The sequence below is a fragment of the Bradyrhizobium sp. ma5 genome (genome assembly GCF_042258955.1).
Classification (GTDB): Bacteria; Pseudomonadota; Alphaproteobacteria; order Rhizobiales; family Xanthobacteraceae; genus Bradyrhizobium.
In genome coordinates this window covers 7,782,437-7,797,965 of the sequence record NZ_CP170156.1, presented here as the reverse complement: position 1 = coordinate 7,797,965, position 15,529 = coordinate 7,782,437, and the positions used below count along the sequence as shown (strand labels likewise).

The 15,529-nt window shown below is 64.3% G+C and carries 13 protein-coding genes and 1 pseudogene; 9 read left to right on the top strand and 5 right to left on the bottom strand.

What is annotated here, in order from left to right; translation table 11 throughout:
- The first annotated feature begins 337 nt into the window (after positions 1-337).
- Positions 338-1,306, top strand: a complete 969-nt coding sequence (locus ACE103_RS36775; RefSeq protein ID WP_375776988.1) for a hypothetical protein — start codon at positions 338-340, stop codon at positions 1,304-1,306.
- 72 nt (positions 1,307-1,378) lie between these two features.
- On the opposite strand, the gene ACE103_RS36770 is transcribed toward ACE103_RS36775, so the two are convergent.
- Complete coding sequence (locus ACE103_RS36770; RefSeq protein ID WP_375776987.1) at positions 1,379-2,467, bottom strand: radical SAM/SPASM domain-containing protein; 1,089 nt, start codon at positions 2,465-2,467, stop codon at positions 1,379-1,381.
- Positions 2,468-2,866: 399 nt separating this feature from the next.
- Here ACE103_RS36770 and ACE103_RS36765 point away from each other — a divergent pair, with 399 nt between their 5' ends.
- Together ACE103_RS36765 and ACE103_RS36760 are read left to right on the top strand one after the other, a co-directional pair.
- Positions 2,867-3,868, top strand: coding sequence for a glycosyltransferase family 2 protein (locus tag ACE103_RS36765; RefSeq protein ID WP_375776986.1), 1,002 nt, complete (start codon positions 2,867-2,869; stop codon positions 3,866-3,868).
- Complete coding sequence (locus ACE103_RS36760; protein ID WP_375776985.1) at positions 3,865-5,184, top strand: O-antigen ligase family protein; 1,320 nt, start codon at positions 3,865-3,867, stop codon at positions 5,182-5,184. The genes ACE103_RS36765 and ACE103_RS36760 overlap by 4 nt, the downstream gene beginning before the upstream one ends.
- Here ACE103_RS36760 and ACE103_RS36755 read toward each other — a convergent pair.
- Positions 5,181-6,272 carry a hypothetical protein gene (locus ACE103_RS36755; protein WP_375776984.1) on the bottom strand — a complete coding sequence of 364 codons (1,092 nt, stop codon included), beginning with the start codon at positions 6,270-6,272 and terminating at the stop codon, positions 5,181-5,183. The genes ACE103_RS36760 and ACE103_RS36755 overlap by 4 nt on opposite strands.
- Before the next feature lie 190 nt (positions 6,273-6,462).
- Between ACE103_RS36755 and ACE103_RS36750 the strand changes: the two genes are divergently transcribed.
- Together ACE103_RS36750 and ACE103_RS36745 are read left to right on the top strand one after the other, a co-directional pair.
- Positions 6,463-7,434 carry a cupin-like domain-containing protein gene (locus ACE103_RS36750; RefSeq protein WP_375776983.1) on the top strand — a complete coding sequence of 324 codons (972 nt, stop codon included), beginning with the start codon at positions 6,463-6,465 and terminating at the stop codon, positions 7,432-7,434.
- Positions 7,435-7,470: 36 nt separating this feature from the next.
- On the top strand, positions 7,471-8,652 hold the full coding sequence (locus tag ACE103_RS36745) for a GNAT family N-acetyltransferase (RefSeq protein ID WP_375776982.1): 1,182 nt from the start codon (positions 7,471-7,473) through the stop codon (positions 8,650-8,652).
- A 23-nt stretch (positions 8,653-8,675) separates the two neighbouring features.
- Here the strand turns inward: ACE103_RS36745 and ACE103_RS36740 are convergent, their stop codons facing one another.
- The 3 genes from ACE103_RS36740 to ACE103_RS36730 form a co-directional block, all read right to left on the bottom strand.
- Positions 8,676-9,623 (bottom strand): DUF5996 family protein, encoded by a 948-nt coding sequence (locus tag ACE103_RS36740; RefSeq protein WP_375776981.1) that lies wholly within the window; start codon positions 9,621-9,623, stop codon positions 8,676-8,678.
- Positions 9,624-9,780: 157 nt separating this feature from the next.
- Entirely contained in the window at positions 9,781-10,380 is a 600-nt protein-coding gene (wrbA, locus tag ACE103_RS36735; RefSeq protein ID WP_375776980.1) for an NAD(P)H:quinone oxidoreductase, read from the bottom strand.
- Positions 10,381-10,470: 90 nt separating this feature from the next.
- The gene (locus ACE103_RS36730; protein ID WP_375776979.1) at positions 10,471-11,169 is read right to left on the bottom strand and encodes a pirin family protein; all 699 of its coding nucleotides are present in this window, start codon (positions 11,167-11,169) and stop codon (positions 10,471-10,473) included.
- Positions 11,170-11,293: 124 nt separating this feature from the next.
- On the opposite strand from ACE103_RS36730, the gene ACE103_RS36725 reads away from it, so the two are divergent.
- From ACE103_RS36725 to ACE103_RS36710, 4 genes and pseudogenes are all read left to right on the top strand, one after another.
- Positions 11,294-12,208 (top strand): LysR family transcriptional regulator, encoded by a 915-nt coding sequence (locus tag ACE103_RS36725; protein ID WP_375776978.1) that lies wholly within the window; start codon positions 11,294-11,296, stop codon positions 12,206-12,208.
- Positions 12,209-12,395: 187 nt separating this feature from the next.
- Entirely contained in the window at positions 12,396-14,831 is a 2,436-nt protein-coding gene (locus ACE103_RS36720) for a hypothetical protein (protein WP_375776977.1), read from the top strand.
- Positions 14,832-14,905: 74 nt separating this feature from the next.
- Positions 14,906-15,009 (top strand): annotated as a pseudogene (locus ACE103_RS36715) (tripartite tricarboxylate transporter substrate binding protein); the annotation flags it as partial.
- A gap of 109 nt (positions 15,010-15,118) precedes the next feature.
- Positions 15,119-15,511: a hypothetical protein gene (locus tag ACE103_RS36710; RefSeq protein ID WP_375776976.1), complete on the top strand. Its 393-nt coding sequence runs from the start codon at positions 15,119-15,121 to the stop codon at positions 15,509-15,511.
- The last annotated feature ends 18 nt before the right edge of the window (positions 15,512-15,529 follow it).

Below are 15,529 nucleotides of genomic sequence, written 5' to 3'. Positions count from 1 at the left end.
TCGGTGCCGGAGAAATTTGATGACCCTATCGACGGCGTTGATGGTTAACGATTGCTAAATGACGGCCCGCCGCGGCCGTTAACGGATCGCAAATCATCGTCCGGCTGCGCGATTTTGACGCTGGACCGGGATGTTGCCCGGATATTGCAGTGCTGGCGTCTCGAATGCCGACGTGGTCGGCGCAGGCGAGTGCACATGCAGATTCGATGGTATTTCCGGTGGGTAAGCGGCACGGCCGAACGGCGGGCTGCACCATCAGTCCATTTCGAGACATCCGCACTGTCGGCGCTGTGTGCTTTTGGCACGCGCGCTTTAAGCGAGCCGGCTGGAGCGCACGATGCCGACTGATCGCGGAATCACGCGGCGCGATGCCCTCGCAGTCGCGGCGCTTGCCCTGGGCGGACTGTCGACCGCGCGGGCCGCGCCGTCAGCCCGATCGCAACTCGGGACGGGGTCGGCGCGGTTCGCCGGTGCCTTCGTCAATTGGGGCGAGATCGGCCGCGAGCATGTGTTGCAGACCTGGGAGACATGGCTCAATCGGCCGCGGTCGTCAGTGCTCGGCGTCGACTTCTATGGCCAGAGCAGTTGGGACGACTTTCACAAGCTCGATTGGGTGCCGGGGCTCTGGAAGAAGCTCAATCCGGCGCGCAATCTGGTGTGGTCGGTACCGCTCACCATGTCAGGCACGCCGCTCACCGATGTCGCGGGCGGCCTGAACGATGCCGAGTTCGAGGTGGCCGCGCGCGCGATTGCAGGAGCGCATCCGAAGGCGATCATCCGCCTGGGCTGGGAGATGAACATCTCCAACTCGGGCTGGTTCGCCAAGGGCCACGAGGACGATTACATCAAGGCGTTTCGCCGCGTGGTCGGAATCTTCCGTCGCCATTCCTGCAGTTTCAAATTCGACTGGTGCCCGGGCTGGGGAGCGCAGGACATGCCGGCAGACGCCGTCTATCCCGGCGATGACGTCGTCGATTTCATCGGCCTCGACGTCTACGATTTCAAATCCGAAGGCAGCGCGGCGGAGCGCTGGACCAATTCCTGCCTCAAGGCGCCCTTTGGTCTCGAATGGCAGCGGACGTTCGCAGCGAAGCACGGCAAGCTGATGAGCTATCCGGAGTGGGGCGTCGGCCAATCCGGCGACAACGCGCTTTTCGTGCAGCAGATGCACGACTGGTTCGCCGCAAATCAGGCCGCGATCGCCTATGCAGCCTATTTCGATGTCGACGGCCTGTGGCCGACGCAGATCGACAACGGCCAGTTTCCGGAATCCGCGAGCCTGTTCCGCAAGCTGTTCGCGGGCTGAGCTCAGCACGATCACGCAAAAGCCCGATCCGTCCCTGGACCGACCGGGCTTTGCTGTTTCCCTCTTGCTGCGTCAGGCGGCCTTGGTGTTGGTCAACAGCGTCAGGCCCATCTTCAGCTTGTCCTGCAGCGTGCGCTGCGCGAGGCAAGTGAACAGGCAGAGCTTGTCGCAGGCGACGGTCTCCTTGCGGCGAGCCCGGGCTTCCTCGCTGTACCAGATCTCGCGTGCGGTCTGGGTGCGCACGTTACCGATCGGCTTGAAGAACCAGCACGTTTCCAGGCGACCGTCGGAGCGGATGAAGTAATTCCGCATGCCGACGCGGCAGGGCATCACTTCCTTCGGCGCCTTCTCGCGGCGGAAATGGTTCGGCCAGGCCCGCAGCACGGCCTCGCCGTTGAGGATCGGCGCGCCCTCGCGCTTCATCCGCAACAACTCGTCGCGGACCTTGATGAGATCGTCGAGCTCGTTCTCGCCGATCCACAGCTCGTCCTCGACCTCTTGCGTGCCCTGCTCGACCGGTTGGAAGCTCAGCGCGGTGGCGCCGATCTGCTGGATCCAGTCGACCATTTCGGGCAAGCGGCGGAAGTTCAGACGGTGCACGACCGGCTTGATGATGATCGGGAAATCCAGACCTTCGGCACGGCGCTGTTCGGCGACGTTGCGGATGCCCTGCACGATGTCGCTCAGCGAGTTTTCGACGCCGCGCGAATAGTTGTGAATCTTGGGATCGGTGGAATCGATCGAGATGTTGATGTTGAACGGGTGTGCCTCGACGGTTTGCGCCACGATCTTCTTGTTGAGGTAGGCGCCGCCGTTGGTGGTGACGCCCCAGTGGATGTCGTTGTCGCGGCAGAACCGCAGCAGGTCGAGGAAGCCCTTCTTGATGTAGGGCTCGCCGCCGGCGAACTCGACGTGATAGGCGCCGATGAATTCCTTCAGGCTCGCGAGCGCGCGCTGCCATTCGTCGATCGACATCTCGTCGCGATAGTTCGGACGGCGCCAGTAGTCGCAGTAGCGGCACTTGTAATTGCAGCGTTCGACCACCTCGGCGAAGATCGCGGCCGGGCGGGTGACGTCCCGTCCGGTGCGCAAATAGAGCTCTTCCGAGAGGGCGTTGCGGACGTGCTTGGTGCCGAGCGAGACGAGGTCGAGCGCTTTCAAGGTAAACCTCAAGCAGTGTTTTGCGTTGTTGCGACCGGATCGATCGAGGATTTATGGGGTGATCAGCAAATTGAATGCCAACCGGAGCGCAAGGCACACGGCACGCGCGCGTGACGGCTCTTAACCCTAAGGATCAGCTAACGGCGTGCCGCCGATCGCGAGGCCTCGCTCCCACGCGGCCGCTCGTTCCAGCAGAATCGCTTCGTTCGACTTCAAATTAACCTTGCGACGAAGTTGCGGTAACGCGGGTCTCACCTGGAGCGGATTTTGCCATGAGGTCGCCGTAACGTTCGATCCGCGGCCGTATCGCTGCCCGCGCCGGTCACTTTGGGACGGCCATGTCCCATTCCGATCCGTGCCGGGATGATGCGTGGTGCGGATCGCGATTGCCAGGAGGGCATGAAGATGTCGACCGAGCTTGCTGTAGCTGACCGCGCCTGGGTAACCATCTCGCCCGCGCTCGATTGCTCCATTGAGACCGTCGTCTGCATCCCGAGCTTCCGGAGGCCGAAGCACCTGCGGCTGACGCTGGAGTCCATTGTGGCGCAGCGCACCGAGCGCAGCTTTGCGATCGTTGTGGTCGAGAACGATGCCGCGCGGTGCGAGAGCGCGCCGGTTGCGGCCGAGTTTCTCAATTCCGGCAAGCTTCGCGGCGTCTGCATCGTCGAGCCGCGGCAGGGCAATTGTCAGGCGATCAACGCGGCATTCGAGACCGCACTCGAGACGTTTCCGAACGCGCAGAACTTCCTGATGATCGACGACGACGAGGTTGCCTCGCCCGATTGGCTGGAGCGGATGCTGCAGGCGGCCGAGAGTTCCGGCGCCGAGATCGTCGGCGGCCCGGTGTGGCCGAATTTCGACGACAAGCACAAGGGAGGCCTCAAGCGCCATCCAGCGTTTGCGCCGGCCTATCACGCCAGCGGTCCGGTTCCGGTGATCTATGGCTGCGGCAACTGCCTGATCCGGCGCGCGGTGTTCGACAAGCTCGGACAGCCCGCCTTTGACCTGCGTTTCAACTTCCTCGGCGGCGGCGACCACGATTTCTTCGCGCGGGCGCGCCGCGCCGGCTTTCGCTTCTTCTGGGTCACGGACGCCGCCATCAGCGAGACCGTTCCCTCGACCCGGACCAATCTCGGCTGGATCGTGCGGCGCGGATTGCGGATCGGCGCGATCAACTATCACATCGAGCGCAAGGCGGCGCAGACAATGTGGTCACGCGCGGCGGTTAAGGCCAAGATGTTCGGCCTGGTGCCGTTCTCGCTGTATCGTTTCACGCACATCGTGCTGCGCGAGCAACAGGCGGTGATTGCGATGCATCCGATGGTGGTCGCGGTCGGCAGCGCGCTTGCCGTGCTCGGCATCGAGCCGCAGCCCTATGCGGCCTCCAAGATCGCGTCGTGAGTGAGTTGTCCGTCACCGCGGAAAGCCGGGCGTTGATCGCCGACATTGCGCGCCGGCCGGTGATGGACATCGTCCGCGGCGCATTCTTTGTCGGCATCCTCCTGCTGGTCTGGATTTCGCTGCGGCCGTTCGCGGATCTGAGCGGCTTCTATGTCGGCGACGTGGTCACCGGCAAGGATGCGGTGCTTTACGCGCTGTTCGGCGTGCTGATGGTCGCGATGCTGGCGCTGACCTTGCGCGACAATCTGCCGGCGCTGAAATCATTGCTGACGCCGGCCTTCCTGCTGTTCGGCGGCTGGATTTGCGTCACCGTCGTGCTGTCGTCTGATCCCGCCACTTCGCTGCGCCGTCTGGCGTTGTCGGTGTTCGTCATCGTGGTGACCGCGACGCTGCTGCTGCTGCCGAAATCGCGGGGCGAATTGATGCGCTGGTTCGGCATCGCCGCGCTGGTCCTGCTCGTGACGTGTTATCTCGGCGTCTTCCTGACGCCGCATCTGTCGATCCATCAGGCCACCGATCCGCAGGAGCCGGCGCTTGCCGGCAACTGGCGCGGCGCGTTCGGCCACAAGAACGTCGCGGCCGCGATGATGGCGATGCTGATCTTCCTTGGCATCTATCTGATGCGGGCCGGCGGCTCGCTTTCGGGTATCGCCGTGACCACCCTCGCCGCGGTATTCCTGTTCTTCACCGCCGGCAAGAGCGCGATCGTGCTCTGTGTCGCCGTGCTGATGCTGACCGCGCTGATGCCGATGATCCGCTCGCTGTGGGGCCGTGCGCTGCTGCTGCTGACGCCGCTGCTGCTGCTCAATCTGTTCAGCGTCGGCACCGTGATGAGCGATACGCTCGCCGCGATCGCCGACCGGATGCCGATCGATACGTCGTTCACCGGCCGCGCCGACATCTGGGCCTTCGCGCTGGAATCGCTGCATCAGCGGCTATGGACCGGCTACGGCTTCGAGTCGTTCTGGGGCACCAGCGCGATCCAGAACCTGCAGGAAGGCAAGGAGTGGGCGGGCTACGCCTCGCATAGCCACAATGGCTATCTCGATACCGCGCTCGGGACCGGTCTGCCGGGTCTCGTGCTGCTGATCGCGGCTGTTGTCGTCAAGCCGTTGCGCGACTTCCAGGCTGCCGATGGCGGCGGCAATGATGCCCCGCTGACGATGCTGTTCCTGCGCATCTGGCTGTTTGGGCTCTATTTGTCGTCGATGGAGAGCTTCTTCCTCGATCGCGCCGACACGATCTGGGTGACGTTCCTGATCGCGGTATTCGGGCTGCATTATCTGGCCCGGTTCCGGACGCGCAACGAGATCTAGAGCTGCGCGCGGACCGCGTTGGCAACGTCCGTCCACCAGCCGTCGAAATCGAACGGCACGGGCACGGTCGGCCGCTTCAGCGCCGTGACGATCCGGTCGGCATAGGCCGCACTGTCGGCGTCGCGCGGCACCAGCAGGATGGCGCCGCGATCGATCAATTCCTTGAAGCGCGGATGGTGGTCGAATTCGTCCGGCAGCGCCGGGCCGGTGACGATCAGCGGCCGGCCCGACTGCACACAGGCCAGGATACTGGAGCGCCGCGCGGTCAGGCCCTCGGCCAGCGAGTAGCAGAACACGTCGATCTCGCCGAGCAGGCCGAACACCTCGTGATCGGACGCGACATAGCCGGAGACGATCACGTCGCCCTTCAACCCCAGCTCGGCGACGCGGGCGTAGAACTTCTGCTCGATGTTGTCGGTGCCGCGGATGAAGGAGCCGACATAGACGATCAAGGGCTCCAGGCCCCGCTGCTTCAGGATCGCACCGATCTCGAGCAGCCCGTTCGGCTGCTTGCCGGGATAGATCGAGCCGAAATGCCCGACGATGAGCTGGCCTTTGCTGCGTGCCGCAACGAGCCGCTGCAGCAGCATCGAATCCGAAAAGCCGGCGGGCGCGGCGATGTTCGGCGGCAGCGGCGCCAGCACGCATTTCCGCACCATGCCGCGCATGATGCGATCGTCGGCGAGCTCGCGGCGCACCAGCGGCGAGAACATCACGATGGTGTTGGCGAGCCACAAAGCGGGGATATAGGTCAGCCGGCGGATGCCGTTGAGGCCGGCCCATTCGTGCTGAATCAAGACAACCTTGCGACGCCGCAGCCGGGCAAACAGCAGCGCGAGCAGCGGGCGTGCAATCACGCGCTTCCAGGCCACGATCGGGAAGTTGCAGACCACGCTGTCGGCGCTGCCGACCGCGCGCCAGGTCTCGGCGATGGTGCCGTCGGTCTGGGTCAGGGTTAACGCCGTGCTGGCGCCGGGCTCGATCTTGTCGAGCGTCTCCTGCAGCAGGCGGGTGAACTGCCCGACGCCGCAGTGCATCTGCGGCCCGGCGCCGAGAAACAGCGCGCGATATCGGGGTGGTTCAGTCATTCAGTCCTGTCGGCCACGGCGGCCGGCTCCGGAAACGTCGCGGTTAGCCATATCGGCGAGACATTAGCGTTGTGTAACCCCGCGCGCATACGCGACGGCACCGTTCTTGCCAATCCCTGCTCAAGAGCTGCCAGCTCGTCCCGGAACGGGACATCGGATCAAGCGAAACGGCGCAGCCAGGAGCGCGACCATGACGACGGGCAAGATCTTCACGAATTGGGATGACGACCATTCCAGGCTCTGGAGCCATCAGCCGATCCGGCTCGAGCACACCATGCACAAGCAGCCGGCGTTCTCGATGGACGATCTCGCCAAGCTGATCGAGCACTATCCGCGCGAGCATTACAGCCTGGTCAAGACTGGCGCCAAGGGATCGAGCCGGGTCTGGCGCGAGGGCGAGATCGGCAGGTTGCGCGGCCATCAGGTGATCGAGGCGATTTCGCGCGGCGGCCTGTGGCTGAACCTGCGCAACGTCACCGCGATCGATCGCCGCTACCGCGACATGATCGAGCGGATGTTCGGCGAGATCGCGGCCAAGGTTCCCGGCTTCGATGCGCCGACCCATCAGGCCGGTATCCTCATCTCGTCGCCTGATGCGCAGGTCTACTACCACGCCGATTTGCCGGGGCAGGGCCTGGTCCAGATCGCCGGCCGCAAGCGGGTCTACATCTATCCCAGCACGCAGCCGTTCATCCGGCCCGAGCATCTCGAGAACATCGCGCTGTTCGACGTCGAGGTCGATATCCCCTACGAGCCCTGGTACGACTGGCATGCGCAGGTGATCGATCTCGAACCGGGCCAGATGCTGAACTGGCCGCTCAATGCGCCGCACCGTGTCGAGAACCTCGATACCGTCAACATCTCGATGACGATCTCCTATGTCAACGACGACATCCGCCGCGCCCAGATCCTGCATCTCGCCAACGGCATGTTGCGTCATCGCTTCGGCTACACGCCTCGCAGCCGTAGCATCCGCGGCCCGACCTTCTTCGCCAAGCAGGTGATGCAGAAGCTGCTGCGCGACGGCAAGTGGGTGAAGCGCGAACGCGCGGTGCGGCGCACGATCGACTTCCGCCTCGACGAGAGCGATCTCGGCAAGATCGTCGACCTGCCCAAGGACTCGGCCAAGGACCCACCCAAGGCGGCGTTGGAAGCGGCGTAAGCGAGCTTGCCGGTAGCAGGTGCTGGAATGACGGTCTTGACGACAGCGGTTGAGAGATTCGGGGCGCGGGTCGCTTCCTATGCGGTCGGCTATCGCGTCGAATTGGTTTCCGATTGGGCGCAGGCGGCCGCCCGCTGGGGGATGTTCGAGCCGCTCACGGCGTTCCAGCATCCGCAATGGTATGCATCATGGTACCGCGCCTTCGCGTCGACCGACGGCGTCGAGCCGCTGATCGCCCTTGTCAGCGATGCCGCGACCGGTGAGCGGGCGGCGCTGCTGCCGCTGATCTGTCACCGGCAAGGAAGCCTGCGCATCGTCGAATTCGCCGACCTCAACCTCACCGATTTCAACGCGCCGATCCTCGGCCCCGCCGCGCCGCGCGACGACGTCGCCGCATGGCAGTTCTGGCGGGATTTGCAGGCCGCGCTGCGCAAGGCGCACGGCGGGGCCGATCTCATCCGGTTTCGCAAGATGCCGGTCAAGCTCGCGACGCGACCCAACCCGCTGGCGCTGCTCGATGGCGTCGGACCATCGGTCGTCAACGGCAATCTCTTGACCATCGGCGACGACCACAATGCCTGGCGCTACGAGTTGGACCGCAAGGTCCGCAAGGAATTGGGGCGGAGCTGGCGCGTGTTCACGCGCGAGCCGTCCGCGGCGTTCAGGGTTGCCACGGATACCGACGAGGCACTCGACCTTCTGTCCACCACGGAAATGCAGCAGGGCGCGCGGCTGAATGGTCTTGGACTCAATTACGTACTCGACAATGCGGACTGCACCGCCTTCTATCGCGATCTCGTGCGCGAAGGCACCAGTCGCGGCTATGCCGTGATGACCGCACTTGTAACCCACGACGAAGTGGTGGCGACGCTGCTCGGCATCCGCACCGGCTCGCGTTACGTCATGATCCGCATCAGCAATGCGGGCGAGAAATGGTCGACCTGTTCGCCGGGCCGGTTGATCATCGATCGCACAATCGCAGCGCTGCACAAGGACGGTGTGCGGGAATTCGATTTCTCGATCGGCAATTACAGCTACAAGCGGCGGTTCGGACCGCAGCGTACGCCGCTGGTCGATCTCGGCGCACCCTTGAGCTGGCGCGGACAACCCCACGCGCTGCGCGACCGCGCCGTGCTGGCGCTGCGTCATTATCCGGAGCTGACCGCGCGGCTGAAGCTGGCGCTCGGCAAGTCGCCCCCCTCGCGCGAAGATGACTGAGCCGTTTGTACGGCGCGCCGGCGTTAGACCCCTCTGACCACGCCCGGCTGGCCCGGTGCGCACTCCAGCGCAGCACGGTCCCAGTTCGCATTGATGGCCGCTGCCTCATAGCTTGATTGCAGGAACGCGAGCAGCGCCTTGTCCGGGTCCGGAGCCATACGCACGGCGTCGTAGGGCAGGATGAATTCGCCGAGCGCCTCGCTGAAGAATGCAGCATCAGGTCGCACCGGCGTGCTGCGATAGCCCGCGGGTTCCGGGTAGGCATAGGAATAGAAAGCAGGATAGTCGATCGCGCCGCCGCCCGGCCAGAAGCCGGCGCTGCTGACCTCGTGCGAATAGGCTTCGTGCGCCACCTCATCGGGCAAATGCGGCACGCCGCCGGGGTGCCGCGGTGCCGTCCTGCCCGAGAAACGCGTCACCGCGAGATCGAAGCTGCCCCAGAAAAAATGCACCGGGCTCGCCTTGCCGAGAAAGCCGGTCCGGAATTGCTTGAATACGCGGTCGCAGTTCACGAGGATCTGGTAAAAGCGGCGCACAGCGTCCGCATCGTAGGCGGCATGTTGCGTGTCCTGCGAAAACCGGGTCGGGTCGGGGATTTCGTTCGGCGTCTCGTCGATGACGACGTCGACGCCGAGCTCGCTCAGGTTCGCCACGATCCCCGCGTAGAAGCTCGCGACCGATTGCCCGGCCAGCGCGAATTGCCGCTCGGTGCCGTCGCTGGTCGAGATGCGCAGCAAATGATCGATGAAATCGAAGTCGATCTGGAACGTGCGGTCGCCATCCGGGATCGGCGAGGTCGTCAGTCCGCGCGCCGTGACATAGAGCGTGACGTGCCAGGAGTGATTGAGCCAGGGCGACTTCGCCAGCCGGATCTTGCCGGCGATTTGGGTGAAGAGCTGAAGCGTGGCGCAGCTGTCGCGCCACGCCGCGGTCGGCAGTTCCGGCCAGCGGGTCTTCGGTGCGTTGGTCATGGCAAACCTCAGGGCTGTGCCGACAAGGAGCCTTGCGGCATATCACGAAAATGGTCCCGATGACCTCGGAAACCGTTGCAGTAGCGAGGGCGGCAATCGTCACCGAGTGCCGCCCTATCGCGCATGTCCAGCCGGGCGTGGAACCCAGCCATGCAGCTTAGCCGTGTAGTTTCTTGGCGGCTTCCGCGATCGCGCGGCCCTGGTAGCGTGCGCCGGCGAGTTCGTTCTCGCTGGGCTGGCGGCTGCCGTCGCCGCCGGTGATCGTGGTGGCGCCGTAGGGCGCGCCGCCGGTGACTTCGTCGAGCTTCATTTGTCCTGCAAAACCGTAGTTCAGTCCGATCACCGTCATGCCGAAATGCAGCAGGTTGGTGATGATCGAGAACAGCGTGGTCTCCTGGCCGCCATGCTGGGTCGCGCTCGAGGTGAAGGCGCCGCCGACCTTGCCGTTCAGCGCGCCCCGAGCCCAGAGCCCGCCGGCCTGGTCGAGGAAATTGGCCATCTGCGAGGCCATGCGGCCGAACCGGGTGCCGGTGCCGACGATGATCGCGTCGTAGTTGGCGAGGTCGTCGATCTTGGCGACCGGCGCGGGCTGGTCGAGCTTGTAGTACGAGGCCTTCGCGACTTCGGCCGGCACGAGCTCGGGCACGCGCTTGATGTCGACGGTGGCGCCGGCTTCGCGCGCGCCTTCCGCAACGGCATTCGCCATCGCTTCGATGTGACCGTAGGCGGAGTAATAGAGAACGAGAACCTTGGCCATGATGGCCTCCTTTGGGGCGTGAGGTTAGGGGAGTTGGTTGGGGGAGGGGCATGCGCGGACGTCGGTCCGCGCATGCAGGGTGAGTGGTGATCAGGCCGCGTCGACCAGCACGAGCTCGGCATCCTCGAGCGCGGTGATCTTCAGCTTGGCCTCATCGCGGATCGCGGCGCCGTCGCGCGCATTGACGCGCACGCCGTTGACCTCGATGCTGCCGGCCGCCGGCACCAGATAGAGGTGACGGGCCTTGTCGGCGGCGTATTCCGCGCTCTCGCCGGCCTTCAGCGTGGTGGCGAGCACCCGCGCATCGGCGCGGATCGGCAGCGCGTCGTTGTCGCCGTCGATGCCGGAGGCGATGGTGACGAGCTTGCCCGAGCGGTCCGCCTTCGGGAATGGCTTCGAGCCCCAGGTTCGGTGACCGCCCTTCGTCGTCGGCTCGATCCAGATCTGGAAGATCTTGGTCTTGGACGGCTCCAGATTGTACTCGGAGTGGCGGATGCCGCTGCCGGCGCTCATCACCTGCACGTCGCCGGCCTCAGTGCGTCCCTTGTTGCCGAGCGAGTCCTGGTGCGTGATCGCGCCTTCGCGAACATAGGTGATGATCTCCATGTTGGCGTGCGGATGCGCCGGGAAGCCGGAGTTCGGCGCGATCTCGTCGTCGTTCCACACGCGCAGTGCGCCGTGGCTGACGTTGGCGGGATCGTAGTAGCTCGCGAACGAGAAGTGGTGCTTGGCCTTGAGCCAGCCGTGGTCGGCACCGCCAAGCTCTGCGAATGGTCTGAGTTCGATCATGCGTTGCTCCGTTTGATAGGTTGGTTTCGATCTCGTTGACCCTTGGATATGCCTCCGGCTGTGGTATAGAAATAGAAACTATTGAAACTCATTGTTTCCAAATTGAGCGATCGGGACAGCTGCCATGTCGAAACTGCCGGACTTCGAGGCGCTCGCGATCTTCGCAAAAGTCGTGGAATTACGGTCGTTTGCGGCGGCCGCGACCGAGCTCTCGCTGTCCAAGGCGACGGTCTCGAAGGCGGTCAGCCGGCTGGAGGAGCGGCTCGGCGCGCGGCTGTTCAACCGCACCTCGCGGCGGCTGGCGCTGACCGATGCCGGCCAAAAACTATCGGAGCGCGCCGCGCGGCTGCTGGCCGATGGCGAGGCGGCCGAGAACGAGGCGCTGGCGCAATCGACCACGCCGCGCGGCCTGGTGCGGCTCGCCGTCCCGATGAGCTTCGGCATCAAGACCGTGGCGCCGCTGCTGCCGGAATTCATGGAGGCGTATCCGGAAGTCGCGATCGATCTGCACCTGAGCGACGCGACCGTCGATCTGATCGGCGAAGGATTTGATGCCGGCCTGCGCATCGCGCGGCTGCCGGATTCCTCGCTGATCGCGCGGCGGCTGTGCGGCATGCCGCGCTACACGGTGGCGGCGCCGTCCTATTTGAAGCGCCACGGCCGGCCGACCCATCCGATGCACCTCGCCGAGCACAAATGCTTCGGCTACGCCTATCTCTCAACCCAGGGCGTCTGGCACTACACCAACGCGTCAGGGGAGCAGGCGAGCGTGCGTCCCGCCGGCCAGTTGCGCGTCAACAATGGCGAGGCCGTGATGCCCGCGCTGCTCGCCGGTCTCGGCATCGCCGATCTGCCCGACTTCATCGTCGGCGACGCGATCGCACGCGGCGAGGTCGAGGTGATCCTGAAAGGCTGGAAGCAGCCGGAGGGCGCCGTGCATCTCGTCACGCCGCCCGGCGGCCCGCGGCCCGCTCGCGTCGAGGTGCTGGCGGATTTCCTCGCCAGCCATTTCGCCAAAGACCGTACCCAGCGGAAGTAAAGGGCAGCGCTCACCGGAAGTATCGAATCCACATACGCAGGCTGAAGGCCGCGTGACCCGTCACATTCGTGTCATCCCTTTTAAATTGTATAAGTTGTGTGAACTAACCCATGATCGTGGGCTGCCGCGATCGTCTATTTCTGTGTCCTGAACCTGTTGCCGCCAAGCGCATTTTCGGAGGAACCAGATGATTGATCTGACCAAGCACGATTTCACGTCATTGTCGGTGAAGGATCTGCTCGATGCCCGCGAGGCCTATCACGTACATCTGGCCCATCTGCAATCGGTCTACGCTACGGCGATCGGCCGCTATCTGATCCGGGATACCGACCGCAACGCGACCGAACGGCGGCACCATTCCAAGCCGCAGGCGCTCGGACCGCGGACGCTGTTCAATTCGTCGGTCAAGGACTGGTCGTGGCCCTGCATCCTCGTCTTCGTGCGGGACTGGATGAAGCGCTCCGAGCTGAAGAACCACCCGGAGAAGCAGGACCAGCTGGTGCCTCCGTTCCTGTATCTGCCGGATGGGCGCGTCGTGCCCACTTGCGTCGTCAAAGTCGATCCGAATGAGGAAAGCCCCGGCGTCGTCGATCCGCCGGTGTTCAAGAGCGATCTGGTCGGCGGCGGCTTTCCGGTCCAGACCATGATCCAGGGCAAGATCCATCGCGGCTCGATCGGCTGTCTCGTCACCAATGGCGAGACCGTGTTTGCACTCTCCAACCGCCACGTGGTCGGCGCAGCCGGGCGCGAAATCTTCGCCGGCTTCAAGAACACGGAGCGGCGTCTTGGCGTCAGCGATGCTCTGCAACTTGGCAAGCGCGCCTTCAGCGACGTCTATCCCGGCTGGCCCGGCGCGCGCGTGGTGGCCAATCTCGATGCCGGATTGATCCGCGTCGACGACGTCAAGGGATGGACCGCGCAGGTCTACGGTGTCGGCCAGGTCGGCGACGTCGTCGATCTCAATGTCGGCACCTTCCGCCTCGATATCATCAACCAGCCGCTGATCGCGTTCGGTGCGACCAGCGGATTGATGAAGGGCAAGATCATCGGACTTTTCTATCGCTACAAGACCGTCGGCGGCATGGAATATGTCAGCGATTTCGTGATCGGTCCTCGCGATAGCGACACGCCGCTCAACAACTATCCCGGCGATTCCGGCACGGTCTGGTTTCTCGACGATCCGGACGCGAAGAAGAACGCCGGCGGCGCACGCATCCTCAGTCCGCTGGCGCTGGAATGGGGTGGCCAGGAATTGTTCGGATCAGGCGGCAAGATTCCGATGCAGGTCGCGCTCGGCATCTGCATGGCGACGCTGTGCCGCGAGCTCGATGTCGAGCTTATTGGCGACTGGAACGCCGGCCACACCGAGTATTGGGGCGAATGGGGACACGTCAAGATCGGCGCCTACGCGACCGGCCTGATCGATGCGAAGCTGCCCAAGCTCTCGGCCATGATGGACGCCAATTCCGACAATATCGGCCTCGACGACAAGCTGCTTTCCGATCTCAAGCCATACCAGCGCGGCGCATTCGCGCCGCTGGCCGACGTTGCCGACCTGGTCTGGCGCTTCACCCGGCACACCGACGAGAGCAACCATTTCGCCGACATGGACAAGCCGGGCAAGGACGGCAAGACGCTGCTGGATCTGTGCGCCGAGTCGACGCGCAACGTCGATCCAAAGGTCTGGAACGACTACTACGACGGGATCGGCGAGGACAGGCGCGGCGCGTTGCCGTTCCGGGTCTGGCAGATCTTCGACGAGATGGTCGAATATGCTGCCGCCAACAAGAAGCTGGAATTCGTCTGTGCCGCGGGAATCGTCGCCCATTACATCGGCGATGCCTGCCAGCCGCTGCACATCTCGCAATTCCACCATGGCCTCGATCCGAACGACAAGTCGCACGCCAAGGTGCACAGCGTGTACGAGACCACGATGATCGGCCGCCACGGCAAGGATCTCATCAAGATGATCCCCGACGCCCGCACCAGCGACGTCGCGGAGATCGTTGCGGGCGGCACGCCCACCGGCCGCGATGCTGCAGTCGCCGTGGTCGCGCTGATGCAGCGAACCGTGAAGCGGCTGCCGCCGATGACGATCGTCAATCTGTTCAACTCGCATATGGGAAGCGGCCAGGTCGACGTGCTGTGGTCGAAGCTGAAGGATGCCACGGCGGCCTGCATGCAGGACGGTGCCAAGACCCTGGCCCGGGTCTGGGAGGCGGCCTGGCGCGCCGGCGCCGGTGAGGATCGCGGGCAGGGCAGCAAGTTCGATCAGGGCAGTTTGAGCAAGCTCTACAACGATCCGAGCTTCCTGCCGGCATATCAGCTCCAGCAGCTCACGCTCGATGCGGACGATCACATCGTTCCGATCGGGGGAAGCGGTGCACGTCGCCGGAGTGCGTCGACGGCACGGCGCGCGCGCCCGCAAGCAGCGAAGAAGGCGGCGAAGAAAGCGGCCAAGAGTTCGGCCAGGAAGGCGGTCAAGAAGGCCGTGGCGCGCAAGCGTCCGGCTGCGGCCGCCCCGGTCCGCCGCGCCGCCGCCAGCAAGAAGGTCGCAACCAAGCGCGGCGCGGCGAAGAAGCGCTCGTTTGGAAAGACGCGCAAGGCGGCGCGTCGGCGCTAAGGCGCGATGAGACTAGGTCGACCGCGACGGCGCTGCGGAAGGCGCCGGAGATGATCAGGGCCTTGGACACCGCGGGCGTCCGGTCGCTTATCCGGACGCACCGGAGTTTTCAAAATTTGTTGCAGACGACAGCGCGCGCTTGATCGGCGCTGTGAAGAAGATCGGCGAAGTCGAATAAGGAACTCGGTTTCATTCGCTTTCACATTTAGTTGTCTGCACGAACGATCCTTGGCCGCATTCATTTGCCATTTTTGAAGCAAGTCGTCGCGCGGAACCCGCGTGCGCAGATGAAATCGAACTCATTGAATAAAGGCACGGGCATGCAGACGGAGCGAATTGTCCTGAGCTTAGCGATCGCGATCGGCGGCCTTGGCGCTTCCGCGCCTGCGTTGTCGCAGGAGTATCGCGGCACCTGGGAACAGCAGATGGCGTGCACGCCCGACGTGATGCGGCTGTGCAGCGATCAAATTCCCGATACCAACCGGATCGTCGCCTGCCTGCGGCAGAATACGGCACTGCTTGGCAGTTCCTGCCGTGCGGTGTTCGAGTCGAATGCGCAACAACAGGCGCAAACCCAGGGACGCGTACCTCAGCCGCAGATGCAACAGCGACCGCACGCGCCGCCGCAGATGCAGCCGGCCCCGGTTGCGCCGCCGCGGCCCGATGATGATGAGGATTAGAGCGTTTTCAAGCGAAGT